This window comes from Modestobacter excelsi, from assembly GCF_005930495.1.
GTDB classification, from domain to species: domain Bacteria; phylum Actinomycetota; class Actinomycetes; order Mycobacteriales; family Geodermatophilaceae; genus Modestobacter; species Modestobacter excelsi.
On sequence record NZ_SJEX01000004.1, the window covers coordinates 76,929 to 102,477 of the forward strand.

Genomic DNA, 25,549 nt, shown 5'->3' on the forward strand with positions numbered 1-25,549 from the left:
GACAAAGGTCCCGATCGATGGAGATCTCGTGACGCCACTGTCCTGGCGACGGTCGACCGCTGCCCTCGTGGGGACGCTCGCCCTCACCACCGCCTTCGCCGCAGGCGCACCCTCGGCCCTCGCCCACCCGGGCAAGGCCGTGCCGCTCTCGCTCTTCCCCAGCGACGACCTCACCGTCCCCGACCCCGGCCAGCTCACCGGCCGCCGGATCGCGCTGCCGACCACCGGCTGCGGTGCCCCGGTCAGCTGCGGCCTGGTCCAGGAGCTCGACCAGCTCGACGGCTTCGACCTCGACCCGCGTATCGCGGTGCAGTTCAGCGGCCCGGTGGACCCGGCCGAGGCCGCCGCGCGGATCACCGTCAAGGAGGCGCACGGCGGCTGGCGCACCGGCGTGGACCGGGTCGTGTGGGACCCGGCCACCAACACGCTCTACGCCCACCCGGTCAAGCAGCTCGCCCCCGGCACCACCTATCGGCTGCGGGTGCAGGGCGGTCCGGCGAACCAGGCCGCCCAGGACCAGTTCACCACCATGAGCGCCACCGACGGCCTGCTCGACCTCCGGCGCCAGCTCGACGACGGCAGCGCGTTCTCCGCCGCCGGCATCACCGCACCGGGCCTGCAGGTGGAGGGCACCTTCCCGGCCGCCGGCACGACGGTGACCTGGACGCAGGACCAGGGCGCCACCGACGTCCCGACGCCCGTGGTGGTCCCGGAGGCCGCCACCGGCGGCACCCTCGTCTTCGGCTCCTACCTCGCGCCGACCTGGCTGCAGCCCGACGTCACGATCGACCAGACACCGACCCGGGACGCCGGCCCCACGCCGGTGGGCCAGCAGCGGCTGCCGTTCGTCGCCGTCCTGCCGCCGGGCACCCCGCCCCCCGGTGGCTGGCCGGTGGCCGTCTTCGGGCACGGCTTCACCGCCAACGACACCAACGTCCTGCTCGCCGCGGTCGCCAACAGCCAGCAGGGCATCGCGACGATCGGCACCAACGTCGTCGGCCACGGGTACGGCGCCGGCAGCTCGTACACGATCACCAGCGGCGGCGCGACGACGGCGCTGTCCTCCTACGGCCGGGGGGTCGACCAGGACGGCAACGGGCAGATCGCCAGCACCGAGGGCTCCTCGGCCACCGGCGCAGCCGCGGCCCAGTCCTCCCGGGACGCCCTCCGGCAGACCGCGGCGGACATCATGACGCTGATCCGCTCGGTCGGCGGCACCGACGTCGACGCCGACGGGACGCCGGACCTGTCCGGGGACGACGTCACCTACTTCGGCCAGAGCTTCGGCGGCATCTACGGCACCATGCTCACCGGCGCCGACCCGGCGGTGACCCGGTCGGTGCTGAACGTCGCCGGCGGTCCGATCACCGAGATCTCGCGGCTGTCGCCGTCCTTCCGGCCGCTGATCGCCGCGGCGCTGGAGGCGGCCGGGCTGCTCAACAGCACCGACCCCACCCGCAACCTGTTCCAGGAGCAGCTGCCGCTGCGCGGTGAGGGGCCGGTGACGGTCACCGTGCCGGGCGCCGTGGCCATCCAGGAGCACCTGGCCCGCGCGACCTGGCTGGCCCGCCCGGGCAGCCCGGAGACGTTCTCCCCGCTGATCGAGCCGGAGCGGGCGCTGTTCCAGGTCGCCTTCGGCGACCAGACGGTGCCGAACCCGACCGCGTACACGGTCATCGACGCCGGGGACCTGTGGTCGCGGACCAGCCTCTACCGCAACGACAGGACGGCGAACGCCGCGAACAACCCGCACGCGTTCCTGCTCATCCTGCTGCTCCCGGCGGCCGCCCAGGGCCAGGCGCAGGTCGCGGCGTTCCTGGGCCGGGGCGAGGTCATCGACCCCGACGGCGCGGGCGCGGTGTGGGAGGTGCCGATCAGCGACCCGGCGGTGCTCCTGCCGCTGAACTCCCCCCAGCCGGCGCTCCGGCCCTGACCAGCAGCGCGACCAGGAAGTCGGCGTCCGGGGCGTAGGGGCGCAGGTCCCACGTGGACAGCAGGACGTCGGGCTGCAGCCCGGCGGCCCGGGCGTCGTCCAGGAACTCCTCGAACGGGTAGCCGCGGCCGGCCCCGAAGCCGATGGCCGCCCGGCCACCGGGGGCGAGGTGCCTGCGCAGCCGGCGCAGCACCTCGCCGCGGGTGCTCGGCGCCAGGAACGTCATGACGTTGCCCGCGCAGACGACCGCGTCGAACGGCTCGGGGATGCCGGCAGCGGGCAGGTCCAGCTCGGCGAGGTCACCGACGACCCACCGCGGCCCGGGGTGGTCGGCCTCCGCGGCGGCGATCAGCACCGGGTCGCCGTCCACGCCGACCACGGTGTGCCCGGCCCCGGCCAGCCAGCCGCCGACCCGGCCGGGCCCGCACCCGGCGTCCAGCACCCGGGAGCCGCGCGGCAGCATCGCGTCGACCAGCCGGGCCTCGCCGGCCAGGTCCATGCCCTGCGCCGCCAGCCTGCGGAACCGTTCCACGTAGGCGGCCGAGTGGCCGGGGTCCTCGGTGCTCATCCGCGCCCAGGCGCTCTGCTCGACCACCCGCTCATCATGACGCGGCATCATCGGGGGTGTGCGTCGGGAGCCCAGCATCATGCACCTCGACCTCGACGCCTTCTTCGCCGCCGTCGAGCAGCGCGACAAGCCGTCGCTGCGCGGCCGGCCGGTCGTCGTCGGTGGCACCGGCGGGCGGGGCGTCGTCGCCACCGCCTCCTACGAGGCCCGGGCGTACGGCGCGCGCAGTGCGATGCCCACGGCCGAGGCGCGGCGGATCTGCCCGCCCGGCACCGCCTTCCTCGGCGGCCGGTTCGCCGCCTACCGGCGCACCTCGGACGTCGTCATGGCCCTGCTGCGGGAGCTCTCCCCGCTGGTCGAGCCGGTGTCCATCGACGAGGCCTACGTCGACCTGGCCGCCGGCGACCACGACCTGTCGGTGCCCGGCGTCACCGCGCTGGCGCTGGACCTCAAGGCCCGGATCGCGCTGGCCACCGGCGGGGTCACCGGCTCGGTCGGGATCGGCACGTCGAAGTCGCTGGCGAAGATCGGCTCGGAGCTGGACAAGCCGGACGGGCTGACCGTCGTCCCGGCCGGGAGCGAGCTGGACGTGCTGCACCCGTTGCCGGTGCGCAGCCTCGGCGGGGTCGGCCCGGCCACCGCCGAGCGGCTGGCGCAGATCAAGGTCACGACGATCGGCGACCTGCACCGGCTCTCGCTGGTCGACCTCACCACCCTGGTCGGCCAGGCGCACGGCACCGGCCTGTACCGGCTGGCCCGCGCCGACGACGACCGCGCGGTCATCACGGACCGGGAGGCGAAGTCGGTCAGCGCAGAGGAGACCTTCGCCCGCGACCTCACCGACCCGGCCCGGCTGACCGCCGAGATCGACGCGCTCGCCGGCCGGGTGGGCAGCCGGCTGCAGCGCTCCGGGACGTCGGGGCGCACCGTGACCCTCAAGGTCCGCCGCTACGACTTCACCACCCTCACCCGCTCGCTGACCCTCCCCCAGCCCGTGGACGACGCCCGGCAGATCGCCGAGGTGGCCCGCCGGCTGCTGGGCGCGGTGGACCGCAGCGGCGGGCTGCGGCTGCTCGGCGTCGGCGTCTCCGGGCTGTCCCCCTACGCGCAGGGCGACCTGTTCGCCGACGTCCTCGAGGAGCCCACCGAGGTGACCGAGGAGCCCGAGCCGCTGCCGGCCGATCCCGCGCCGGGCCCGGCGGTCGTGGCCTGGCACCCCGGGCAGGACGTCGTCCACACCGACCTCGGCGCGGGGTGGGTGTGGGGCAGCGGGCTGAACCGGGTCACGGTCCGGTTCGAGGGCCCGCGAACGGCGCCCGGCCCGGTGCGCACGCTGCGCGCCGACGACCCGGACCTGCAGCCGGCCGACCCGCCGGACTGGACCACCCCCTGACGGGGGGTGACCCCCCTTCGGGCGTGGGCGGACGACGCCGGGCACGGCAGACTCCCCGCTGTGCCCGCACCCGACGACGACGCCCTGGACGTCGACGCCCTCATCGACCGTGGGTGCGAGCTCGCCGACCTGGGCGACCACGAGCAGGCGCTGAGGTTCTTCCGCCTCGCCGCCGTGCACGGCGACCCGGTCGCCCTGTTCGACCTGGGCAACAGCCTGGACGCACTGGGCCGCGAGGACGCGGCCGTCGACGCGTACCGGCAGGCCGCCGCCGGCGGGGTGGACGACGCCTGGCTGAACCTCGCCTCCGTGCTGGCCCGGCTCGGCCGGTGGGCCGACGCCGAGCGCGCGGCCCGGTCCGCCCTGGAGGCCGGGGACACCAAGGCCTGGACGGTGCTCGGCGACGCGCTGGAGGCGCAGGGCCGCTCGGTCGAGGCGCTCCGCACGCTGCGGTCGGCCGCCGAGCGCGGCGACGCGCGGGCGGCGCTGGCGCTCGCCCACCTCCTGCTGGACGCCGGCCGGCAGCTCGAGGCCTGGCACTGGGCGCAGGTCTCGGCGGACGCCGGTGACGCGGTGGCCGCGGCAACCCTGGCCGCCTGGCGCTGGGACGAGACCCGCGACCCCGCGCTGGAGCGGCAGCTGCGCGCCGGTGCCGAGGTCCACGAGGACGCCCGGACCAGCCTCGCGTCGCTGCTGCGCGCCACCGGACGGGTCGAGGAGGCCCGCGCGGTGCTCGAGGAGGGCGCGCTGCTCGGCGAGCTGGCCAGCTGGCTGCCGCTGGGCAACCTCTACCGCGACGAGCTCGGCGACGACGTCGCCGCAGCGGCCGCCTACCGCGCCGGCATCGAGGGCGGTGACCTGCACTCGCACCACAACCTCGGGGTGCTGCTGCTGGACGCCGGCGACGTCGACGGCGCCATCGAGCACTTCTCCATCGCCGCCGCGGGCGGGGACGACCTGGCCGCCCGGGTGCTGCGCGAGGTCCTGTCCCAGGAGGACTGACTCAGGCCGGCCACCAGCCGGCGAAGTGGTGCACCGGGCCGTGCCCGGCACCGATCCCCAGCGCCTCCCCCTCGGTCAGCGCGGCCTGCAGGTGGTCGCGGGCGCCCTCGACCAGCGGCGCCCAGTCCGGTGCCTGCCCCGGCGCGGCCAGCCGGGTGCGGGCGACCAGCGCCGCGACCGCCGAGGAGAGCGTGCAGCCGGTGCCGTGGGTGGCCGTCGTGGGCACCCGGGGCCGGCGGACCTCGACCACCCCGGCCGCGGTCACCAGCACGTCGGTGCTCTCCGCCCCGCCGAGGTGCCCGCCCTTGAGCAGCACCGCCGCCGGGCCGAGCGCGAGCAGTGCCGTCGCCTGCGGCGCGAGCTCGTCGACCGTCGTCGCCGGGGCCACGTCGAGCAGCGCGGCCGCCTCCGGCACGTTGGGCGTGAGCAGGTCGGTGACCGGCAGCAGGGCGCTGCGGACGGCGTCCACCGCGTCGGCGGAGATGAGCCGGTCACCGCTGGTGGCGACCATCACCGGGTCGCAGACCACCGGGCCGGCCGGCCGGTCGGCGAGCACCGCAGCGACCTCGCGGACCACCTCCGCGGTGCCGAGCATGCCCAGCTTGGTGGCGTGCACGGTCACGTCGGCGAGCAGGGTGCGCAGCTGCTCCCCGACGAACGGCGCCGGGACGGCGTGCACCCCGGTCACGCCGCGGGTGTTCTGCGCGGTCAGCGCGGTGAGCACCGCCGTCCCGTAGACGCCCAGCGCGCTGAAGGTCTTCAGGTCGGCCTGGACCCCCGCCCCGCCGCTGGGGTCGCTGCCGGCAACGGTCAGCGCGACGGCGGCGGTCACGCCGGCACCTGCCCGGCCAGCGCGGCGCGCAGCGTCCGCGCCGCGGCGCCGGGATCAGCGGCCGCGCAGATGTCGGAGACCACGCACACCCCGTCGACCCCGGTCCCCGCGACCGCGGCGGCGTTCGCGGCGTGCACCCCGCCGATCGCCACCGACGTCAGCCCGGCGGCGCGCGCCCGGGCGGCCAGCGCGCGGGTGCCCGCGAGCCCCAGCGCCGTCCCGGCGTCGGGCTTGGTCGGCGTCGTCCACACCGGGCTGAGCCCGACCAGGTCGACGGTGCCCGGCGGCAGGGCCAGGACGCCGTCCAGGTCGGCGGCCGACCCGACCGACACCCCGACCAGCGCGTCGGGTCCGAGCAGCTCGCGCACCTCGCCGGCCGGCAGGTCGTCCTGGCCGACGTGCACACCGTCGGCCCCGGTGAGCAGGGCGACGTCCACGGCGTCGTTGACCACCAGCCGCACCCGCGGGGTCGGCGCGAGGACCTCCTGCACGGCGCGGGTGAGTGCCAGCAGGTCCCGCCGGCTCGCCGTCTTGTCCCGCACCTGGACGGCCGTCACCCCACCGGCCACGGCGGCGGCGACCACCGCGGGCACCGACCGCGGCGCGCAGAGCGCGGTGTCGGTGACCAGGTAGAGCGTCGGGTCGAACGCGCGGCGCATCAGCTCAACGAGGCGCGGAGCAGCGCGTCGCCGTCCACGGCGTCCAGCGCGTCGAGCCACCGGACAGCGAAGGTGCCCGGCCCGTCGGCGACCCGTGCCGCGGCCTCGGCCGCGAGCGCGACGTGGGCGTGCGCGGCGACCGTGCCGACCAGCACGTCACCGGCCGCGGCGACGTACGCGGCGGTGACAGCGCCGAGGGCGCAGCCGGCGCCGGTCGTGCGGGTCAGCAGCGGGGATCCGCCGCCGACCCGGACGACGCGCCCGCCGTCGGTGACGACGTCGACCGGGCCGCTGACCGCGACCACCCCACCGGTCCGCCGGGCCAGCTCGCCGGCGGCCTCCAGGGCGTCCTCGGGGGTGGCGGTGCTGTCCACGCCGCGGCCGCCCTTGCCCGCACCGGCCAGGGCGAGCACCTCGGAGGCGTTGCCGCGGACGACGGCGGGCCGCAGCTCCACCAGGTCGGCGGCGAGCTCGGTGCGGAAGGTGAGCCCGCCGACGGCGACCGGGTCCAGCACCCACGGTGTCCCGACCTCCGACGCCGTCCGGGCCGCAATCCGCATCGCCTCGGCGGTGCGCTGCTGCACGGTGCCCACGTTGACCAGCACCGCGGAGGCGACGGCGGCGAACTCGCCGGCCTCCGCGGGCTCGTCGACCATCGCGGGCGCTGCGCCGACGGCCAGCAAGGCGTTGGCGGTGATCGTCTGCACGACCGTGTTGGTGAGGCAGTGCACCAGGGGTGCGGAGTCGCGCAGCGCCGTGCGGGCAGCGCGCAGAGAGGTGGCGTCCATCGCCGGGACATCCCTTCGCCAGTGTCAGCTGGAGCAGGTTCGACGGGTGTGATCTCAGTCCCGGGTGGGACACCCCGTGTCGCGCTCCGACGCTAGCACCGGTCCGTCGCTCGACCTCCTCCCGTTGCCGACGTCGCCGACCTGCCCGACGCCTGGCCGGACACCGGTGAGCGGATGGACCTCCACCACGTCGTCCGGGCCTTGCTCGCCCACCGCGACCCCCTCCGCCGCCGAGCCGTGTGACCCCGGCCGCCTGAGCCCGGCCGGCGTTCCGGCGGGAACGTCTTGCGACGATCGACCCGTGACCGATGCACCTGCGTTGCGCGAGGCCCGGTTCGCCGAGCTGACCCCGGCCGAGCTCTACGGCATCCTGCGGCTGCGGGTCGACGTCTTCGTCGTCGAGCAGACCTGCCCCTATCCCGAGCTCGACGGCCGGGACACCGAGCCGGGCACGGTGCACCTCTGGTACGCCGACGACGAGGGGACGACGCTGGCCACCATCCGGGTGCTGGAGAACGGCGACGACCGGGCGATCGGCCGGGTGGCGACGGCCGTGGGCGCACGGGGTCGCGGCCTGTCCGCCGGGCTCATCCGTCGCGGCATCGAGCTGTGCGAGGGCCGCACCGTCGACATCGGGGCGCAGGCCTACCTCGAGACCTGGTACGAGCGCTTCGGCTTCGTGCGGTCCGGGCCGGACTACCTGGAGGACGGCATCCCGCACCTGCCCATGCGGCTGGCCGGCTCACTCACCGGTCAGTGACGTCGCCGGCAGCCAGTCGGCGTCGAGCAGCTCGGCGATCTCCTGCAGCGCCGCGGTGTCGCCACCGGCCGTCGAGCCGGTGACCGCCAGCCGCTCCACCATCACCCGGGCGACGTCCTCCTCCACGGTGTCCTCGGCGAACGCGACCCGCCACGGGGAGACCTGGTGGTCCCGGTGGGTGCGGCCGGTGACCTGGCGGGCGGCGATGCCGGAGAACCGGGGCTGGTGGAAGAGCCCCACCCGCGGTGTGGTCGACGCGGTGCGCCCACCAGGCAGCAGCTCGCCGGCGTGCAGGCTGATCGAGGCGGTCACGGTGAAGACGCAGACCGGCGCCTCGCCGGTCTGGAAGCGCAACCGCTCCTCCTCCACGTCGAACCGGTCCCGCCCGTAGATGCCGGCCACCGCGATGCCGCCGTCCAGCAGCGCCTCGCGGATGGGGTCGGCCGCGGTCTCCACGAACTCCACCGACACCGCCACCTGCCGGTCCGCCTCGACCTGCGCCTTCACCCAGTCGACGGTCGCCGCCGCCCGGATCAGACCGGCCTTCTGCCGGAACCGGAGCAGGGCCGCGCGGCCGCGGGCGGACTGGCGGCCGCGGCGGGCCAGCTGCATCTCCGCGCGGAACTCCGACCACTCCGCCTCGTACTGCGCGCGCTCGGCCGGGGTCAGCGCGACCGGCGTCCCGGTCACGCTCACCGGACCCCACGGCGCCGGCCGGTGCAGCGTCGCCGGCGGGTCGGTGTCGGCCAGCCAGCCGCGGAGCAGGGCGAGGTCGGCCCGGCGCTCGTCGGCGTCCTCGGTCCAGGTCCAGCCGTAGCGGCCACGTTCCACGTGGAACCCGTGGACGGCGAGCCGGTGCGGGAGGTCCGTCCAGTCCTTCAGCGGCTCGCCGTGGACGGCGGCGAAGTGCGGCGCCAGGTACGGCAGCTCCAGCGGCGTGTGCGCAGGGGTCGCCGTCGCGAGCAGCACGAACGGGACGTCCTTCGCCCGCCCGGCGCCGGAGACCGACTTCCAGTGCTTCCACCGCTGCGTCGTGGTGTGCCGGACCATGTGCGCCTCGTCGGCCACCACCACGTCGAAGCGCGCCCCGGTCGCCTTGGTCAGCCCGGCGACCTTGCCCAGCCGGTCCCAGGTGGTGACGCACCAGCGCAGGTCCTGCCCCCCGTCCGCGGAGCCGCCGAAGGCGGCGATCGAGCGCGCCCAGTGCGGCACGGTGATCGCCGCCGGCCGGTCGGCGACGACGAGCACGGTGCGCACGGGCCGCGGCTGGTCCTCCCGCTGCGCAGCGACCTGCTGCACGGCCAGCACCGCGGTGCCGGTCTTGCCGACCCCCGGGTCGTCGCCGAGCAGGAACATCCGCCCACCGGCGGCCGCGTGCCGGGCGATCGCCGCCGCCCCGGTGACCTGCTCCGGCCGCGGGGTCATCGGGCGGGCCGGCGGCACCGGCCGCGGCTCGGCGTTGAGCTGGTCCTCGACGAAGCGCTCGAAGGAGTACGGCGGCGGGTCGTACGGCGCCAGCGCCGCCGGCAGCGACGGGCCCACGTACACGTGCGCGGACAGGCCGGCGTGCCAGCTCGCCCCCGGCGCCGGAGCGCGGAACGGGACGGCGAGCACCCACACCCGCTCCCCCGGCCGGGCCGTGGGCAGGTCACCGGCAGCGGGCTTCGCAGCCGCCGGACGCGACCTCGCGGCCTTCCCGGCAGTCGCCTTCCGGGCAGCGGGCTTCCGGGTGGTCGTCGTGCCGGTCGAACGGGACGAGCTGGTGGAGCGCCGGCGGCGTCCGGGCACGGAGGTCTCCTGCGGGTCGACGGCCTGACCCGCAGGACGCTAACCGCGGCCACCGACCATCCCGGGGAGCGACATCACCGGGTCGCCGCCGTCTGGTGGGATGGCGCCATGACCTCTCCCGTCCGGCTGGCGGCCCGCACGCTCGGCGACTCCGGGCCGCGGGTCGTCTTCGTGCACGGCCTGTTCGGCCAGGGCCGCAACTGGACGACGATCGCGCGCGCCCTGGCCGAGGACGGGCACCGGGTCACCCTGCTGGACCTGCCCAACCACGGGCACTCGCCGTGGACCGACCGGGTCGACTACGGCGACATGGCCGAGTTCGTCTCCGCCGAGCTCGCGCTGCTCGGCGAGCCGGTGACGCTGGTCGGGCACTCGATGGGCGGCAAGGTGTCGATGCAGCTGGCGCTGCGCCGGCCGGAGCTGCTGCGCGCCCTCGTGGTCGTCGACATCGCGCCCACCGACTACCCGGAGAGCGGCGGGCGCACCGACGACCCGGACGAGGAGGCCTCCCCGTTCGCCGCGTTCATCGCCGCGATGCAGGCGATGGACCTGGACCAGGTGGAGAACCGGGAGCAGGCCGACGCGGCGCTGCGGGACGCCGTCCCCAGCACCATGGTCCGGTCGTTCCTGCTGCAGAGCCTGGTGCGCGACGGCGTCGGGGCCGGCAACGGGTGGCGGTGGCGGCTGAACCTGGAGACCCTCGCCCGCGACCTGGGCGAGCTGCGCCGCTTCCCCGACCCGCCGCCGGATGCGACGTTCGAGGGCCCGGTGCTCTGGATCGCCGGCGCGAACTCGACCTACGTGCTCGACGAGGACCGGCCGCGGATGGACCAGCTGTTCCCGCACGTGCGCCTGGTGCGGGTCAAGAACGCCGGCCACTGGGTGCACTCGGAGCAGCCGGAGGTCTTCCTCGAGACCGTCCGCCGGTTCCTGGCGCAGGTGGAGCGGTGATGACCTGGCCGCGGCCGGTGCCGCTGATCGGCGACGGCACCGCAGCCTCCGAGCGTGCCGCCGATCCGGCGGGCTGGGCGCTGCCGGTCGCCGACCGGGACGGGCTCTACCGGGCGATCGGCGCGCGCCGCGACGTCCGCCGCTACCGCCCGGACCCGGTGCCGGAGGACGTGCTGACCCGGGTGCTGGGCGCCGCGCACCAGGCCCCCTCGGTCGGGCACAGCCAGCCGTGGCGGTTCGTCGTCGTCCGGGACGCCGGCCTGCGCGACCGGGCCGCGGTGCTGACCGACCGGGAGCGGCTGCGCCAGGCCGCGCAGCTGGAGCCGGAAGCCGGGGCGCGGCTGCTGGACCTGCAGCTGGAGGGGGTGCGGGAGGCGCCGCTGGGCGTCGTCGTCTGCTGTGACCGTCGGACGCCGGCCGCCGGTGTGCTCGGTCGTGCCACCTTCCCCGACGCCGACCTGTGGAGCTGCGCCGCGGCCATCCAGAACCTCTGGCTCGCCGCCCGCGCCGAGGGGCTCGGGATGGGCTGGGTGACCCTGTTCCGGCCCGACGAGCTCGCCGACCTGCTCGGGCTGCCCGACGGGGTGGTGACCCTCGGCTGGCTCTGCCTGGGCTGGCCCGACGAGCGGCCGCCGGCCCCGGGGCTGGAGCGCGTTGCCTGGTCCCGGCGGTTGCCGCTGTCCGACGTCGTCCTCGCCGACCGGTGGCCGGGCGACGTGGCTCCCCCGCCCTCCCGGCTGCGTGCCCCGGCGCCAGAGCAGGTGGTGGGCGCCCGGGACGCCGCCGACCGGCTGCTCACCCCGCCGGGCTCCCTCGGCCTGCTCGACCGCGCGGTCGACCGGGTCGTCGCGCTGGGCCGGGCCGACCTGACCGGCGGGGTGCTGCTGCTCGCTGCCGCCGACCACCCGGTCACCGCCGCGGGGGTGTCGGCCTATCCGGCGTCGACCACCCGCGACGTGGTCACCGCCGCCGTCGCCGGCCTGGCCCTGGGGACGACGGCGGCGCGCTCCGCCGGGCTGGGCGTCGTCGTGGTGGACGCCGGGGTCGACGGCGGGCCGGTGCCCGGTGCGGTACCGGCCCGGCCGGGGGACCCTCGCGGCGACCTCGTCACCGGCCCGGTGATGACCGCCGCGGACACCGGGCGGTTGCTGGCGCGAGGTCGGGCGCTCGGCGTCGAGCACGGCGCCCGCGGGCTGGTCGCGCTGGGCGAGGTCGGTGTCGGCAACACCACGGTCGCCGCCGCGCTGGCCTGCGCGGTGCTCCACGTGGGACCGGACGCGGTCACCGGCCTCGGCGCCGGGGCGGACGCCGACATGCTGACCCGCAAACGGGACGCCGTCGCGGCGGCGCTGCTGCGGGCCGGTACGGGGCTGGACCCGCTGCGGGCACTGGCCGAGCTGGGCGGCCCTGAGCTCGCGGTGCTGGCCGGCGTGGTGCTGGGCGCCGCCGAGGTCCGGGCGGTGGTCGTCGTCGACGGGTTCGCGGCCTCGGTTGCCGCCCTGGTCGCGGTGCTGGTGGAACCGGCCGTGCAGTCCTCGCTGGTCGCCGGGCAGCGCAGCCGCGAGCGGGGGCACGACGTCGTCCTGGCGGCGCTGGGCTGCGAGCCGCTGCTGGATCTCCGGCTGCGCGCCGGTGAGGGGGTGGGCGCGGTGCTCGCCGCCGGCCTGCTGCTGCAGGGTCTGGCCGTGCGCCGCGGCGCCGCGCGGGTCGACCGCTGACTCACCCGTCGGCCAGCAGCCCTACCCGCCGCAGCCGTACGGCTACGGGTACCCGCCGCCGCGGCGCACCAACGGGCTGGCCATCGCCTCGATGGTGCTCGGGATCGTGTGGCTCTACTGGATCGGCAGCATCCTCGCGCTGGTCTTCGGCTACATCGCCCGCAAGCAGATCCGTGAGCGCGGTGAGTCCGGTGACGGCATGGCCATCGCCGGCATCGTGCTGGGCTGGGTCGGCGTGGGCATCATCGGCCTGGTCGCCGTGATCGGCATCGCCACCAGCGCCTGAGCGACGCTGCCGGGCCTAGCGTGACCCCGGTGCGCACCGAGTGGGTCGACCGGGCCGTGCACCCGGCGCTGCGCCGGTTCGTCGCCACCGCGGTCGGCTACCGGCAGGAGGGGCTGGCGCCCGGGCTGCACCGCGGCCTGCCCTCGCCGTTCCTCACCTTCGTGGTCACCCTGGACGAGCCGCTGGTGCTGCTCGCCCACCCCGACCCGGGCCAGGCCCCCGGCCGCTACGACGGGCTGGTCGGTGGGCTGCACACCCGGCCGGCGCTGATCGAGCACCCGGGCCGGCAGGCCGGCCTGCAGCTGTCGCTGACCCCGGCGGGGGCCCGGGCGCTGCTCGGCGTCCCGGCCGGGGCGCTCGCCTCGCTGGACGCCCCGGTCGACGACGTGCTGGGTGCACCGGGGCGGGAGCTGGTCGACCGGGTGCGGTCGGCACCGGACTGGCCCGGCCGGTTCGCCGCCGTCGAGCAGGTGCTGCTGCGCTCCGCCCGGCACGACAGCGGCCCGGCGCCCGAGGTGGCCGAGGCGTGGCGGCTGACCACCGCGGCCGGCGGGCGGCTGCGGGTGGCGGAGGTGGCAGCCCGGGTCGGCTGGTCCGACCGGCACCTGGAGAAGCGGTTCCGCGCCGAGACCGGCCTCTCCCCCAAGGAGGCCGCCCGGGTGGTCCGCTTCGACCGGGCGCGGCGTCTCCTCGCCGCCCGGGCCGGCCGGGACGGTGCGCGGGACCTGGCCGGGCTCGCCGCCGACCTGGGCTTCGCCGACCAGGCGCACCTCACCCGGGAGTGGCGGGCGCTCGCCGGTCTGCCACCGACCGGCTGGCTCGCCGCCGAGTTCGGATTCGTCCAAGACAGCACACCGGGGCGCGGGCAGGCTGCTGCCCATGACCACACCTGACGCGCCGCCCCCCACCGTCTGGCCCACCCTGCGCGCCCGTGACGCCCGTGGCCTGATCCGGTTCCTGGTCGACGCCTTCGGCTTCGAGGAGGTCGTCACCTACGGCGACCAGCCCGACGGGAGCGGGGACGTCGTGGTCCACGCCCAGCTCGCCTGGCCGCTGGGCGGCGGGGTGATGCTCGGCTCGGAGCGGGACGACCCCGGCAACCCCTGGACGCTGACCCCCGGGACGGCGGGCTGCTACGTGGTCACCGACGACCCCGACGCGCTGCACGCCCGGGCGGTCGCCGCGGGCGCGCAGGTGGTCGCAGCACCTCACGACACCGACTACGGGTCCCGGGACTTCGCCGTCCGGGACCCCGAGGGGAACCTGTGGAGCTTCGGCACCTACCGGGGTGAGCCGCGGAAGGCCTGACTCAGCCGAACAGGCCGCGGACGTCCTCGGCGGTGAGCGAGCCGGAGGCCAGGGCGCCGTCGTCGACGACCCGGGAGAACAGGGCCTGCTTGCGGGCCTTGAGCTCCATCACCTTCTCCTCGATGGTGCCGACGGCCACCAGCCGGTAGACCATCACCGTCCTGTCCTGCCCGATCCGGTGCGCCCGGTCGACCGCCTGGGCCTCGCTCGCCGGGTTCCACCACGGGTCGAGCACGAAGACGTAGTCGGCCTCGGTGAGGGTCAGGCCGAAGCCGCCGGCCTTGAGGCTGATCAGGAACACCGGCGCGGTGCCGGTGCGGAACTCCTCGATCCGGGCGTCGCGATCGCGGGTCTGCCCGTCGAGGTACACCCAGCCGACCCCCTCGGCCTCCAGCCGGTCGCGGATGCCGCGCAGGAACCGGGTGAACTGGCTGAACACCAGCACCCGGTGGCCTTCGGCGACGACCTCGCGCAGGTGCTCGAGAAACGCGTCGGCCTTGCTGGACCGGACGTCGGCGTAGGCCGGGTCGACCAGGGCGGGGTCCAGGCTCAGCTGCCGGAGCAGGGTCAGCGACCGGAAGATCGTCATCCGGTTCTTCTGCATGTCCTCGACCAGGCCGAGGACCTTGCTCCGCTCGCGCTGCAGGTGGGTCTGGTACAGCTTCTCGTGCCGCGGGTTGAGCACCACCTCGAGCACCTGCTCCTGCTTGGGCGGCAGGTCGGCGGCGACCATCTCCTTGGTCCGCCGGCGCACCAGCGGGCGGATCCGCCGGCGCAGCACGGCCAGCCGTTCCGCGTCGCCGTCCCGCTCGATCGGCGTCCGGTACTGCTCGGTGAACCGCTGCGGGTCGGGGAAGAGCCCGGGGGCGACGATCGACATCAGCGCCCAGAGGTCCATCACGCTGTTCTCCAGCGGCGTCCCGGTGAGCGCCAGCTTGAACGGCGCCTCCAGCCTCCGCGCGCACTGGTAGGTGCGGGCCCGGTGGTTCTTCACGAACTGGGCCTCGTCGAGCACCAGCCCCCGCCAGGGCAGCCCGGTCCAGGCCTCGGCGTCGATCCGGAACAGCGCGTAGGAGGTGACGACGACGTGCGCGCCGGCCACCCGGCGCGCCAGCGACGTGCCCCGCTTCCGCTCGGTCTCCTCCACGGTCACCACCCGCAGCCCCGGCGCGAAGCGGGCCGCCTCCCGGGCCCAGGTGGAGACGACGCTCGTCGGCGCCACCACGAGCACCGGGGCCTCGTCGAGATCGCCGGCCTCGTGCGCCCGGCACAGCAGGGCGAGGGTCTGCAGCGTCTTGCCCAGCCCCATGTCGTCGGCCAGCACCCCGCCGAGCCGGTGTTCCCAGAGGAACGCCAGCCAGCCGTAGCCCTCGTGCTGGTAGGGCCGCAGCTGCGCGGCCAGCGTGGTGGGCACCGGCGGGGGCTCGGCGTGCTCGGCGTCGATCAGCCCGCGCACCTCGCGGGTCCAGCGCTCGCTCTGCGCCTCGACGACGCCGAGGCCCATCAGCTGCTCCCACAGCGCGGCCTGGTACCGGCTGACCCTCACCCCCTCGCCGGGGACGTCCTGCAGCGCCCGGGCCTCCTCGATGAGCAGCCGCAGCTGCTCGAACTCCGGCCGCTGCAGGGAGAACCAGGTGCCGCTCAGCAGCACCAGCCGGGTCCGGCCGGCGGCGAGCGCGGAGAAGAGGGTGGCGAACGGCACGTGCTGGCCGTCCATGGTCACGGTGACCCCGAGGTCGAACCAGTCGGACTCCCGGCTGTCCCGGGCGGTGAAGCTGATCTGCGGTGCGGAGTGGGTCTGCCGGTAGGCGGTCGGAGTGCCCACGACCGTGACGTCGACCCCGCCGTCGGCGCGCAGGGCCGGGAGCACCTCGGTGGTGAACTCCAGCGCCTCCATGCCGGTCAGCTCGACGGTGGAGGCCAGCCGGCGCTCCGGCGTCCAGAGCTCGGCGAGCCCGCCGACCGGGCCGGGCAGCGCCTCGACCAGCAGCTGCTCGGCGGCCAGGTCGCGCCCGGACCCCGGGTGGTCCGGGTCGCCTGGGGCGAAGGACCGGTCCGGGCCGTAGTCGACCGACCAGCTGACGCAGACCGCTCCGTCGCCGGGGTAGCGGACCGCCACGGCCAGCCGGGGCGGGACGACGTCGGGCAGCTCCACCGAGCCGTCCCCGGAGATCACCGGGACCGCCTGCCTCAGCCCCGGGTACCAGTCACGCCGGAACCGGTCGACGTCGTCGGCCGGGATGCCGATCGACCCGCCGCGCGCGACCAGGCCGGCCAGCGCCGGCGGCACCGGGGAGTCCAGGCGGGCGAGCACCAGCCCGGGGCCGGTGTCGACGGGCCCGTCGACGGTCACCCCGTGCGGGGGCGTGCCGAGGAAGGACAGCCGCGCGGGGTCGACCGGCCGGCCGTCGACCCGGAGGACGGCGGACAGCTCGGTGCGGTCGCCGTCGCGGCGCAGGTCGACCGCCACGTCGGCGTCCGCGTCGGCGAGCACCACCGGACGCGGTGGGCGGTCCGCCGTCACCAGCGGCACGCCGTCGGCGACCGCCTCGGCCAGCAGCCGCCACAGGCCGGGCCCGAACTCGTGCAGGTACACGTCCACGGGGGCGTAGGAGTAGTACTGGTTGCGCGCCGCCTGGTGGGTGGCGTGCAGCGCGCGCATCGCGGCCAGGTGCGCCGGGTCCCAGCCCGCGCGGCTGTCGTCGTACTGCAGCTGCCGCCACGACACCCCGCTGCGCACCCAGTGCCCCCGCCGGCCGGGGACGACCGGCCGCAGCCGCACCAGCCGCTGCCGCACCCCGGGCGCGCCGACCGAGCTGCGCCCCCGGCCGGGCTCGGGGTCGACCAGCTCGAACTGCAGCCCGACCGGCACCGTGCTGCGCGCCCCCCGTTCGGCGGCCGCGGTGACCAGCTCCTCGAGCTCCTGCTCCCAGCTGCGTCCCTGCGGTCCACCGCCCGGCGCGGATTGGATGGCCGGCCGGAGCGACAGCAGGATCGCCACGGCGTGCTTGCAGTCGTCGCCGACCGGGCAGGTGCACGCGCCGGCCCAGCCCACCCGGCCGCCGTCGGTGCGCACGACCGTCGTCCGGTAGGGGGCGGGTGCGCCGCCCTGGACCAGCCCGGTGAGCCGGCGGGCGTCGTCGGCGAGCCGGACGTCGAGGACGCTGCGGGAGACGTAGGGCCGGGCCCGGTCGAGCACGTCGGGCCCGACGGCCGCGGTCAACGCCGTGTCGGTGATCATCTCCCGCCAGTCCCCGAGCACCCGCCCAGGCTACGGCCGGGCACCGACAGGGCCGCCCGGGTCGCGGGACGGCGCGGCGACGGGCCAAGATCGGGGGCATGAGCTCTGACCGCGCCGGACAGCCCGCCCGGCCCAGCGACCTGGTCGACGTCCCGCACCTGCTCACCGCCTACTACACGGTGCAGCCGGACCCGGCCGACGTCTCGCAGCAGGTCGTGTTCGGCACCTCGGGCCACCGGGGCTCGTCGCTGGACGGTGCCTTCAACGAGGCGCACATCCTCGCCACCACCCAGGCGATCTGCGAGTACCGCGCCGGTCAGGGGTACGACGGCCCGCTGTTCGTCGGCCGGGACACCCACGGCCTGTCCGAGCCGGCCTGGGCCAGCGCCCTGGAGGTGCTCGCCGCCAACGACGTCACCGTGCTGGTCGACTCCCGCGACGGCTACACCCCGACGCCGGCGGTCAGCCACGCGATCCTCGCGGCGAACCGGGGGAGGACGAGCGGGCTGGCCGACGGCATCGTCGTCACCCCCTCGCACAACCCGCCCCGCGACGGCGGCTTCAAGTACAACCCGCCGTCCGGTGGCCCGGCCGACACCGACGCGACGGGGTGGATCGCCCGGCGGGCCAACGAGCTGCTCGCCGCCGAGCTCGACGGGGTCCGGCGGGTCCCGTTCGCCCGGGCCCGCGCCGCGGCGCAGGCCTACGACTTCCTCGGCACCTACGTCGACGACCTGCCGAACGTGCTGGACCTGGACGCCGTCCGGGACGCCGGGGTGCGGATCGGCGCCGACCCGCTCGGGGGCGCCAGCGTCGGCTACTGGGGCGAGATCGCCGACCGGCACCGGCTGGACCTGACCGTGGTGAACCCGCTGGTCGACCCGGCCTGGCGGTTCATGACGCTGGACTGGGACGGCAAGATCCGGATGGACTGCTCCTCGCCCGCGGCGATGGCCTCGCTGATCGGCCGCAAGGACGAGTTCCAGATCGCCACCGGCAACGACGCCGACGCCGACCGGCACGGCATCGTCACCCCCGACGGCGGGCTGATGAACCCCAACCACTTCCTCGCCGTCGCCATCTCCTACCTGTTCAGCCACCGGCCGGAGTGGGCCGCGGACACCGCGGTCGGCAAGACCCTGGTCTCCAGCTCGCTCATCGACCGGGTCGTCGCCGACCTGGGCCGGCGGCTGGTCGAGGTGCCGGTCGGCTTCAAGTGGTTCGTGCCCGGGCTGCTCGACGGGTCGGTCGGCTTCGGTGGCGAGGAGTCGGCCGGGGCGTCGTTCCTCCGCCGCGACGGCAGCGTCTGGACGACGGACAAGGACGGCATCCTGCTCGCCCTGCTGGCCAGCGAGGTGCAGGCGGTCACCGGGTCCTCGCCGTCCGAGCTGCACGCGGAGATGACCGCCCGGTTCGGCGAGTCCGCCTACGCCCGGATCGACGCCGCGGCCACCCGCGAGGAGAAGGCGGCGCTGGGCAGGCTGTCGCCCGAGGCGGTCACCGCCACCGAGCTGGCCGGGGAGCCGATCACCGCCAAGCTGACCCGGGCGCCGGGCAACGACGCCGCGATCGGCGGGCTGAAGGTCACCACCGAGAACGCCTGGTTCGCCGCCCGCCCGTCGGGCACCGAGGACGTCTACAAGGTCTACGCCGAGTCCTTCCGCGGCCCGGAGCACCTGGCCCAGGTGCAGGAGGAGGCGAAGGCGGTCGTGTCGGCCGCCCTCGCCCCCTGACCAGGCCCCCTGCAGGGTGGGGGCAGGGGGTCCTTCGTCAGCTGACGTCCTCGTCCACCCAGTCGAGGCTCTTGGTGACCGCCTTCTGCCAGTTGCGGTACAGCCGCTCGCGCTCGTCGTCGGCCATGGCCGGCTCCCAGCGCTTGTCCTCGGCCCACTTCGCGGTCAGCTCGTCGAGGTCGGACCAGAAGCCGACGGCCAGCCCTGCCGCGTAGGCCGCGCCCAGCGCCGTCGTCTCGGCGATCTTCGGCCGGATCACCGGGACGTCGAGGATGTCGGCCTGGAACTGCATGAGCAGCTCGTTGCCGACCATCCCGCCGTCCACCCGGAGCTCGGTGAGGTCGACGCCGGAGTCGGCGTTCATCGCGTCGAGCACCTCGCGGGTCTGGTACGCGGTCGCCTCCAGGACGGCGCGGGCCAGGTGACCGCGGTTGACGAAGCGGGTCAGCCCCACCACGGCGCCGCGGGCGTCGGACCGCCAGTGCGGCGCGAACAGCCCGGAGAACGCCGGCACGAAGTACGAGCCGCCGTTGTCGTCGACCTCGCGGGCCAGGTCCTCGATCTCCGGCGCGCTGCTGATCATCTTGAGGTTGTCCCGGACCCACTGCACCAGCGAGCCGGTGACCGCGATCGAGCCCTCCAGCGCATACACCGGCTTCGCGTCGCCGAGCTGGTAGCACAGCGTCGTGAGCAGGCCGTTCTTCGAGGGGACGGCCTCCTCGCCGGTGTTGAGCAGCATGAAGTTGCCGGTGCCGTAGGTGTTCTTGGCCATGCCCTTGGTGAAGCAGACCTGGCCGAACGTGGCCGCCTGCTGGTCGCCCAGCGAGCCGGCGATCGGCACCCCGGCGAGGAAGCCCGCTGCCCGGCCCTTGCCGTAGACCTCCGAGTTGGACCGGATCTCCGGGAGCATGGACATCGGGATGCCCATCTCCTCGGCGATCGCCGGGTCCCAGGCCAGCGTGCGGTAGTCCATCAGCATGGTCCGCGAGGCGTTGGAGACGTCGGTGAGGTGCAGGCCGCCGTCCGTGCCGCCGGTCATGTTCCAGATCAGCCAGGAGTCGATGGTGCCCATCAGCAGGTCACCGCGCTCGGCGGCCTCGCGGGCGCCGTCGACGTTGTCCAGGATCCAGCGGACCTTCGGCCCGGCGAAGTAGGTGGCCAACGGCAGGCCGACCTTGTCCTTGTACCGGTCGGCGCCGCCGCCGAGCGCCCCGAGCTGCTCGACGATCGCCGTGGTGCGGGTGTCCTGCCAGACGATCGCGTTGTAGACCGGGTGCCCGGTGTTCTTGTCCCACACGACGGTGGTCTCGCGCTGGTTGGTGATGCCGACGGCGACGATGTCGGAGACCGCGGCGTCACTGCGGGCCAGTGCCTGGCCGACCACCTCCCGGGTGTTGCGCCAGATCTCCATCGGGTCGTGCTCGACCCAGCCGGCCCGCGGGAAGATCTGCTCGTGCTCCTTCTGCCCGACGGAGACGACGGCCCCGTCGTGGTCGAAGATCATGCACCGGGTGCTCGTGGTGCCCTGGTCGATTGCTGCCACGTACTGCGTCATTGCAGGTTCCTCTCGGTTCGGTGCGGTCAGAACGAGACGTGCGACAGGAGGCCGGCGAGGACGGCCCCGATGATCGGGCCGACGACCGGCACCCACGCGTAGCCCCAGTTGTTGTCGCCCTTGCCGCGGATGGGCAGGACGGCGTGGGCGATGCGCGGGCCCAGGTCGCGGGCCGGGTTGATGGCGTAGCCGGTGGGGCCACCGAGCGAGGCGCCGATGCCGACGACGAGCAGCGCCACGGCGAGCGGGCCGATCTCGGTCGGGGTGTCCCCGAACCGCAGGATGATGTAGACCAGCACGAACGTGCCGATGATCTCGGTGATCACGTTGTCGATGCTGCTCTTGATCGCCGGGCCGGTCGAGAAGGTGCCCAGCTGGGTGCCGGCGGCCTCGGGGTCGTTGTAGTGCGCGCGGTAGGCCAGGAAGGCGAGCACCGCGCCGAGGAAGGCGCCGACGAACTCGCCGGCGAAGTAGACCAGCGTGCTGCCGAGGGTGATGTCGACGCCGGGGGCGTACTCGTCGGCGCCGCTCACCAGGATGCCGACGGTGACCGCGGGGTTCAGGTGGGCCCCCGAGGACGCTCCGGCGTAGACGCCGGCGAAGACCGCCAGCCCCCAGCCGAAGATGATGACGATCCAGCCGCCGGCGTTGCCGTAGGTCTTCGGCAGCGCGACGTTGGCGACGACACCGACGCCGAGCAGGATGAGCACGGCGGTGCCGAGCACTTCGCTGCCGAAGACGGTCCAGAGACTCGTGGTGTCCACGTGTAGGCGCTCCTCCAGTGGGCCCGCAGCGGTGCGGACCGGTCAGGGGGCCGGCGGACCGCTGTGGTGGCGGTCACGACCAGGCCCTTCGGAGCGGACCGTAGAGATCTTTCTGTGAGCGGGACAACATCTGCTGTACGACATGGTCGGACCCGGTCAGGGAGCGCCCCAGGCGATGCTCAGCTGGACCGCCCGCTCCCAGGTCGGGTACTCGGCGGTGAGCGCCTCTGCCCGGGCCGGCGAGGGGCTCCACTGCGCGGCCCGGTGCCAGTTGCGCCGCAGCGCCTCGACGTCCGACCAGACCCCCACCGCGAGCCCCGCGGCGTAGGCCGCGCCGAGCGAGACGGTCTCCCCCACCATCGGCCGCACCACCGGGGTGTCCAGCGCGTCGGCGACGAACTGCATGAGCAGGTTGTTGGTGGTCATCCCGCCGTCGACCCGCAGTGCGGGCAGCGAGAGCCCGGAGTCGGCCGCCATCGCCTGGACGACGTCCCGGGTCTGCCAGCCGGTCGCCTCCAGCACCGCCCGGGCCAGGTGGCCCTTCGTCACGTAGGAGGTGAGCCCCGCCACCAGCCCGCGGGCCTCGCCCCGCCAGTGCGGCGCCAGCAGCCCGGAGAACGCCGGGACGACGTAGCAGCCGCCGTTGTCGGTCACGGTGCGGGCGAGGGTCTCCACCTCCGGTGCCGACCCGATCAGCCCCAGGCCGTCCCGCAGCCACTGCACCAGCGCCCCGGCGACGGCGACCGAGCCCTCCAGCGCGTAGTGCACCGGCTCCCCGGCCAGCTGGTAGGCGACCGTGCTGATCGACCCCGACCGGGTCCGCACCAGCTCGGTGCCGGTGTTCTGCAGCAGGAAGCTGCCGGTGCCGTAGGTGCACTTGGCCTCGCCGGGGGCGAAGCAGGCCTGGCCGAACAGCGCCGCCTGCTGGTCCCCGAGCGCCCCGGCGATCGGCAGCGCGGGCGAGAGCGCCGTCGCGACGCCCAGGACGCCGACCGACGGCCGGATCTCCGGGAGCATCGCCGCCGGGATGCCGAAGAAGGCCAGCAGGCCCTCGTCCCAGCAGCAGGTGCGCACGTCCATCAGCAGGGTGCGGCTGGCGTTGGTCACGTCGGTGACGTGCACCCCGCCGTCCGGGCCGCCGGTGAGGTTCCAGATCAGCCAGGTCTCCATGGTGCCGAACAGCAGCTCGCCGCGTTCGGCGCGCTGCCGTGCGCGGGGCACGTGGTCGAGGATCCAGCGCAGCCGCGGGCCGGCGAAGTAGCCGGCGATCGCCATGCCGCTGCGCTCGGCCACCACCCCGGCGTCCGGACGGGCGGCCAGCTCGCTGACCAGCTCGTCGGTGCGGGTGTCCTGCCAGACCAGTGCCCGGGTGACCGGGCGGCCGGTGGCCCGCTCCCAGACGACGGTCGTCTCCCGCTGGTTGGCGATGCCCAGCGCCACGACGTCGCCGCGGCCGGACACGTCGGCCAGCACCTGGGCGCAGGTCCGCTGGGTGTTGGCCCAGATCTCCATCGGGTCGTGCTCGACCCAGCCCGGGCGCGGGAAGTGCTGGCGGTGCTCCCGCTGGCGGACGGCCACCATCCGGCCGCCCCGGTCGAAGACCAGCGACCGGGTCGACGTGGTGCCCTGGTCGACGGCGAGCACGTACCGGTCAGCCACCGCCGTGCCCCAGCTCGCGCGAGACCGCGTGCGCGGCATCGGTGACCATGGCGAGCAGCGGGCTGCGCGGCAGCCCCCGCGCGTCGAGCAGGGAGCTGCGCGGCCCGCTCACCCCCAGCGCGGCGACGACCAGACCGCCGGCGCCGCGGACCGGGGCGGCCAGCCCGCCCAGCCCGGCCTCGTACTCGCCCTGCTCGGTCGCCCAGCCGCGGACGCGCACCTCGGCCAGCTCGGCGGCCGACACCGCCGCACCCGCCGCCGGCCGGTGGCCGGTGTGCGGGTGGCTGTAGGCGCGCAGCACCTTGCCCAGGGCGGTGGTCGGCGGCAGCACGTCGCCCACCTCGAGGACCTGGACCGAGTCGTCGGGCCGGAAGACGTGGTGCACGACGACGACCTCCTCGCCCACCAGGGTGGCCAGCCGCACCGCGTGACCGCTGCGGGCGGCCAGCGCGTCGGTCCAGTTCGACGCCCGGGCGCGCAGCTCGTTGACGTCGAGGTGGGTGCCCAGCCGCAGCAGCCCGGCGCCCAGCGCGTAGCGGCCGGTGGCCGGGTCCTGCTCGACGAACCCGACCAGCAGCAGCGTGCGCAGCAGGCTGTGCGTCGTGGTCTTCGCCAGGCCCACGGCCTGGGAGATGTCGGTGACCCCCAGGGTGCCGCCGGAGCCGGCGACCACCTGCAGGATCGCGGCCGCACGCTCGATGGACTGCACGCTGCCCGGCACGGCGCCAGACGCTAGGCCATCGGACGGGTTCGTGGCGGTGTCGGCGCTGTGCGACATCGTCGGACAGCGCACCTCGTCGGCGATGCACCCCCCGACCTACCGTGGAGCCCAGAGGCCACATCGACGTGCGCCGGCCGGCGCTAGGAGAGTCCGCATGACCGCAGTACGCCCGCTCGGACCCGACCAGCGCGCCCAGGCATGGGCCGACCTCGCTGCCGGTGAGTTCGAGGTCCTCGTCGTCGGCGGTGGGGTGACCGGTGCCGGGGTGGCGCTCGACGCGGCCACCCGCGGCCTGCGCACCGCCCTGGTGGAGGCCCGCGACTTCGCCAGCGGCACCTCCTCCCGCTCCTCCAAGTTGTTCCACGGCGGGCTGCGCTACCTGGAGCAGTTCGACTTCGGGCTGGTCCGGGAGGCGCTGCACGAGCGCGACCTCTCGGTGAACCGGATCGCGCCGCACCTGGTCAAGCCGGTGCCCTTCCTCTACCCGCTGACCCACCACGTGTGGGAGCGGCCCTACGTGACCGCGGGTCTCGCGCTCTACGACGGGCTGGCCCGGCTGGGTGCCCTCTCCGAGCCGATGCCCGGCCAGAAGCACCTCACCCGCACCGGGGCCCGGCGGCTGTTCCCGGCGCTGAAGGAGGACGCGCTGGTCGGCGCGGTCCGCTACTACGACGCGCAGGCCGACGACGCCCGGCACACGCTCACCGTGGCGCTGACCGCGGCCGCCTACGGCGCGACCGTGCTCAACTCCGCCGAGGTCGTCTCCTTCACCCACGCCGGCGGCCGCGTGGTCGGGGCCCGGGTCCGCGACGTGGAGACCGGCCAGGAGGTCGACGTCCGCAGCGAGGTCGTGGTCAACGCGACCGGGGTGTGGACCGACGACGTGCAGACGCTGGTGGGCGGCCGCGGCCGCTTCCACGTGCGGGCCAGCAAGGGCGTGCACATCGTCGTCCCGCGCGACCGGATCAACGGCGAGGTCGGGCTGATCCTGCGCACCGAGAAGTCGGTGCTCTTCGTCATCCCGTGGGGCAGCCACTGGATCGTCGGGACGACGGACACCGACTGGTCGCTGGACAAGGCGCACCCGGCGGCGTCCAAGGCCGACATCGACTACATCCTCGAGCACGTGAACCAGGTGCTCTCCGTGCCGATCACGCACGCGGACATCACCGGTGTCTACGCCGGGCTGCGCCCGCTGCTGTCCGGCGAGGAGGAGTCGACCAGCCAGCTGTCCCGCGAGCACGCGGTCGCGCGTCCGGTGCCCGGCGTGATCGCCGTCGCCGGCGGCAAGTACACGACCTACCGGCCGATGGCCGCCGACGCGGTGGACGCCGTCGCCGACGACGTGTCCCGCCCGGTGCCGCCGAGCGTCACCGAGAACATCCCGCTGGTCGGCGCCGAGGGCTACGCGGCGATGGTCAACTCCCTCGACGGCCTCTCCCAGCGGTGGGGCATCCCGCACTTCCGCGCCGAGCACCTGCTCAACCGGTTCGGGTCGCTGACCCCCGAGGTGCTCGCCCTGGCAGCGGACGCCCCGGAGCTGCTGCAGCCGGTGCCCGGTGCCGAGGAGTACCTGATGGTCGAGATGGTGTGGAGCGCCGCGCACGAGGGCGCGCTGCACCTCGACGACCTGCTGGCCCGCCGCACCCGCATCTCGATCGAGACCCCCCACCGGGGTGTCGAGTCGGCCGAGCCGGTGGCCCGGGCGGTCGCCGGGGTGCTGGGCTGGGACGCCGAGCGGATCGCGAACGAGGTGGACAGCTACCGGGCCCGGGTGGAGGCCGAGCGGCGGTCGCAGGAGGCCGCCGACGACCTGGAGGCCGACGCCGCCCGGGTCGCCGCACCCGACACCCGCGCCGTCGCCGTGGGCCGCGCGCTGCACTGAGAGGA

General features: G+C 75.3%; 21 protein-coding genes and 1 riboswitch. Of the genes, 11 read left to right on the forward strand and 10 right to left on the reverse strand.

What is annotated here, in order from left to right; genetic code table 11:
• The first annotated feature begins 28 nt into the window (after positions 1-28).
• Positions 29-1,933 carry an Ig-like domain-containing protein gene (locus tag FHL80_RS02785; RefSeq protein ID WP_138731932.1) on the forward strand — a complete coding sequence of 635 codons (1,905 nt, stop codon included), beginning with the start codon at positions 29-31 and terminating at the stop codon, positions 1,931-1,933.
• Here FHL80_RS02785 and FHL80_RS02790 read toward each other — a convergent pair.
• Entirely contained in the window at positions 1,875-2,528 is a 654-nt protein-coding gene (locus FHL80_RS02790; protein WP_138731933.1) for a class I SAM-dependent methyltransferase, read from the reverse strand. The genes FHL80_RS02785 and FHL80_RS02790 overlap by 59 nt on opposite strands.
• 52 nt (positions 2,529-2,580) lie before the next feature.
• Here FHL80_RS02790 and FHL80_RS02795 point away from each other — a divergent pair, with 52 nt between their 5' ends.
• Together FHL80_RS02795 and FHL80_RS02800 are read left to right on the forward strand one after the other, a co-directional pair.
• Positions 2,581-3,894 (forward strand): DNA polymerase IV, encoded by a 1,314-nt coding sequence (locus tag FHL80_RS02795; RefSeq protein ID WP_246078418.1) that lies wholly within the window; start codon positions 2,581-2,583, stop codon positions 3,892-3,894.
• A gap of 60 nt (positions 3,895-3,954) precedes the next feature.
• Entirely contained in the window at positions 3,955-4,896 is a 942-nt protein-coding gene (locus FHL80_RS02800) for a tetratricopeptide repeat protein (RefSeq protein WP_138731935.1), read from the forward strand.
• A gap of 1 nt (position 4,897) precedes the next feature.
• Here the strand turns inward: FHL80_RS02800 and thiD are convergent, their stop codons facing one another.
• From thiD to thiM, 3 genes are all read right to left on the reverse strand, one after another.
• On the reverse strand, positions 4,898-5,728 hold the full coding sequence (thiD, locus tag FHL80_RS02805) for a bifunctional hydroxymethylpyrimidine kinase/phosphomethylpyrimidine kinase (RefSeq protein ID WP_138731936.1): 831 nt from the start codon (positions 5,726-5,728) through the stop codon (positions 4,898-4,900).
• Positions 5,725-6,387: a thiamine phosphate synthase gene (gene thiE / locus FHL80_RS02810; protein WP_138731937.1), complete on the reverse strand. Its 663-nt coding sequence runs from the start codon at positions 6,385-6,387 to the stop codon at positions 5,725-5,727. The genes thiD and thiE overlap by 4 nt, the downstream gene beginning before the upstream one ends.
• Positions 6,387-7,175, reverse strand: a complete 789-nt coding sequence (gene thiM / locus FHL80_RS02815) for a hydroxyethylthiazole kinase (RefSeq protein WP_138731938.1) — start codon at positions 7,173-7,175, stop codon at positions 6,387-6,389. The genes thiE and thiM overlap by 1 nt, the downstream gene beginning before the upstream one ends.
• A riboswitch (TPP riboswitch) is annotated at positions 7,169-7,262 on the reverse strand. It overlaps the preceding gene by 7 nt.
• A 214-nt stretch (positions 7,263-7,476) precedes the next feature.
• Between thiM and FHL80_RS02820 the strand changes: the two genes are divergently transcribed.
• Entirely contained in the window at positions 7,477-7,935 is a 459-nt protein-coding gene (locus tag FHL80_RS02820; protein WP_138731939.1) for a GNAT family N-acetyltransferase, read from the forward strand.
• Here the strand turns inward: FHL80_RS02820 and FHL80_RS02825 are convergent.
• Complete coding sequence (locus FHL80_RS02825) at positions 7,918-9,723, reverse strand: DEAD/DEAH box helicase family protein (protein ID WP_138731940.1); 1,806 nt, start codon at positions 9,721-9,723, stop codon at positions 7,918-7,920. The genes FHL80_RS02820 and FHL80_RS02825 overlap by 18 nt on opposite strands.
• Before the next feature lie 108 nt (positions 9,724-9,831).
• Between FHL80_RS02825 and FHL80_RS02830 the strand changes: the two genes are divergently transcribed.
• The 5 genes from FHL80_RS02830 to FHL80_RS02850 are packed head-to-tail and all read left to right on the forward strand — an operon-like array spanning position 9,832 to position 13,986.
• A complete protein-coding gene (locus FHL80_RS02830; protein ID WP_138731941.1) occupies positions 9,832-10,674 on the forward strand; it encodes an alpha/beta fold hydrolase in 843 nt (280 codons plus the stop codon).
• Complete coding sequence (bluB, locus tag FHL80_RS02835) at positions 10,674-12,392, forward strand: 5,6-dimethylbenzimidazole synthase (RefSeq protein WP_138731942.1); 1,719 nt, start codon at positions 10,674-10,676, stop codon at positions 12,390-12,392. The genes FHL80_RS02830 and bluB overlap by 1 nt, the downstream gene beginning before the upstream one ends.
• Positions 12,307-12,678, forward strand: coding sequence for a DUF4190 domain-containing protein (locus FHL80_RS26655; protein ID WP_281283422.1), 372 nt, complete (start codon positions 12,307-12,309; stop codon positions 12,676-12,678). The genes bluB and FHL80_RS26655 overlap by 86 nt, the downstream gene beginning before the upstream one ends.
• Positions 12,679-12,707: 29 nt before the next feature.
• Positions 12,708-13,571 (forward strand): helix-turn-helix domain-containing protein, encoded by an 864-nt coding sequence (locus FHL80_RS02845; protein ID WP_138731944.1) that lies wholly within the window; start codon positions 12,708-12,710, stop codon positions 13,569-13,571.
• Positions 13,558-13,986: a VOC family protein gene (locus FHL80_RS02850; RefSeq protein WP_138731945.1), complete on the forward strand. Its 429-nt coding sequence runs from the start codon at positions 13,558-13,560 to the stop codon at positions 13,984-13,986. The genes FHL80_RS02845 and FHL80_RS02850 overlap by 14 nt, the downstream gene beginning before the upstream one ends.
• A gap of 1 nt (position 13,987) precedes the next feature.
• On the opposite strand, the gene FHL80_RS02855 is transcribed toward FHL80_RS02850, so the two are convergent.
• The gene (locus tag FHL80_RS02855) at positions 13,988-17,248 is read right to left on the reverse strand and encodes a DEAD/DEAH box helicase (RefSeq protein WP_138731946.1); all 3,261 of its coding nucleotides are present in this window, start codon (positions 17,246-17,248) and stop codon (positions 13,988-13,990) included.
• A 77-nt stretch (positions 17,249-17,325) separates the two neighbouring features.
• Here FHL80_RS02855 and pgm point away from each other — a divergent pair, with 77 nt between their 5' ends.
• Positions 17,326-18,960, forward strand: a complete 1,635-nt coding sequence (pgm, locus tag FHL80_RS02860; RefSeq protein WP_138731947.1) for a phosphoglucomutase (alpha-D-glucose-1,6-bisphosphate-dependent) — start codon at positions 17,326-17,328, stop codon at positions 18,958-18,960.
• A 37-nt stretch (positions 18,961-18,997) separates the two neighbouring features.
• Here pgm and glpK (FHL80_RS02865) read toward each other — a convergent pair whose 3' ends face one another.
• The 4 genes from glpK (FHL80_RS02865) to FHL80_RS02880 form a co-directional block, all read right to left on the reverse strand.
• The gene (glpK, locus tag FHL80_RS02865) at positions 18,998-20,515 is read right to left on the reverse strand and encodes a glycerol kinase GlpK (RefSeq protein WP_138731948.1); all 1,518 of its coding nucleotides are present in this window, start codon (positions 20,513-20,515) and stop codon (positions 18,998-19,000) included.
• 26 nt (positions 20,516-20,541) lie between these two features.
• The gene (locus FHL80_RS02870; protein WP_138731949.1) at positions 20,542-21,279 is read right to left on the reverse strand and encodes an MIP/aquaporin family protein; all 738 of its coding nucleotides are present in this window, start codon (positions 21,277-21,279) and stop codon (positions 20,542-20,544) included.
• Between the two features lie 156 nt (positions 21,280-21,435).
• Complete coding sequence (glpK, locus tag FHL80_RS02875; RefSeq protein ID WP_138731950.1) at positions 21,436-22,938, reverse strand: glycerol kinase GlpK; 1,503 nt, start codon at positions 22,936-22,938, stop codon at positions 21,436-21,438.
• Positions 22,931-23,659 carry an IclR family transcriptional regulator gene (locus FHL80_RS02880; RefSeq protein ID WP_138731951.1) on the reverse strand — a complete coding sequence of 243 codons (729 nt, stop codon included), beginning with the start codon at positions 23,657-23,659 and terminating at the stop codon, positions 22,931-22,933. Before FHL80_RS02880 ends, glpK (FHL80_RS02875) begins: the two co-directional genes overlap by 8 nt.
• A gap of 154 nt (positions 23,660-23,813) precedes the next feature.
• Between FHL80_RS02880 and FHL80_RS02885 the strand changes: the two genes are divergently transcribed.
• Positions 23,814-25,544 (forward strand): glycerol-3-phosphate dehydrogenase/oxidase, encoded by a 1,731-nt coding sequence (locus FHL80_RS02885; protein WP_138731952.1) that lies wholly within the window; start codon positions 23,814-23,816, stop codon positions 25,542-25,544.
• The last annotated feature ends 5 nt before the right edge of the window (positions 25,545-25,549 follow it).

Coding starts and splice junctions, on each gene's coding strand:
- FHL80_RS02795 (WP_246078418.1), top strand. CDS start 2,581: ATGCACCTCGACCTCGACGCCTTCTTCGCCGCCGTCGAGCAGCGCGAC.
- thiE (WP_138731937.1), bottom strand. CDS start 6,387: ATGCGCCGCGCGTTCGACCCGACGCTCTACCTGGTCACCGACACCGCG.
- thiM (WP_138731938.1), bottom strand. CDS start 7,175: ATGGACGCCACCTCTCTGCGCGCTGCCCGCACGGCGCTGCGCGACTCC.
- FHL80_RS02830 (WP_138731941.1), top strand. CDS start 9,832: ATGACCTCTCCCGTCCGGCTGGCGGCCCGCACGCTCGGCGACTCCGGG.
- bluB (WP_138731942.1), top strand. CDS start 10,674: ATGACCTGGCCGCGGCCGGTGCCGCTGATCGGCGACGGCACCGCAGCC.
- FHL80_RS02850 (WP_138731945.1), top strand. CDS start 13,558: ATGACCACACCTGACGCGCCGCCCCCCACCGTCTGGCCCACCCTGCGC.
- pgm (WP_138731947.1), top strand. CDS start 17,326: ATGAGCTCTGACCGCGCCGGACAGCCCGCCCGGCCCAGCGACCTGGTC.
- glpK (WP_138731948.1), bottom strand. CDS start 20,515: ATGACGCAGTACGTGGCAGCAATCGACCAGGGCACCACGAGCACCCGG.
- FHL80_RS02885 (WP_138731952.1), top strand. CDS start 23,814: ATGACCGCAGTACGCCCGCTCGGACCCGACCAGCGCGCCCAGGCATGG.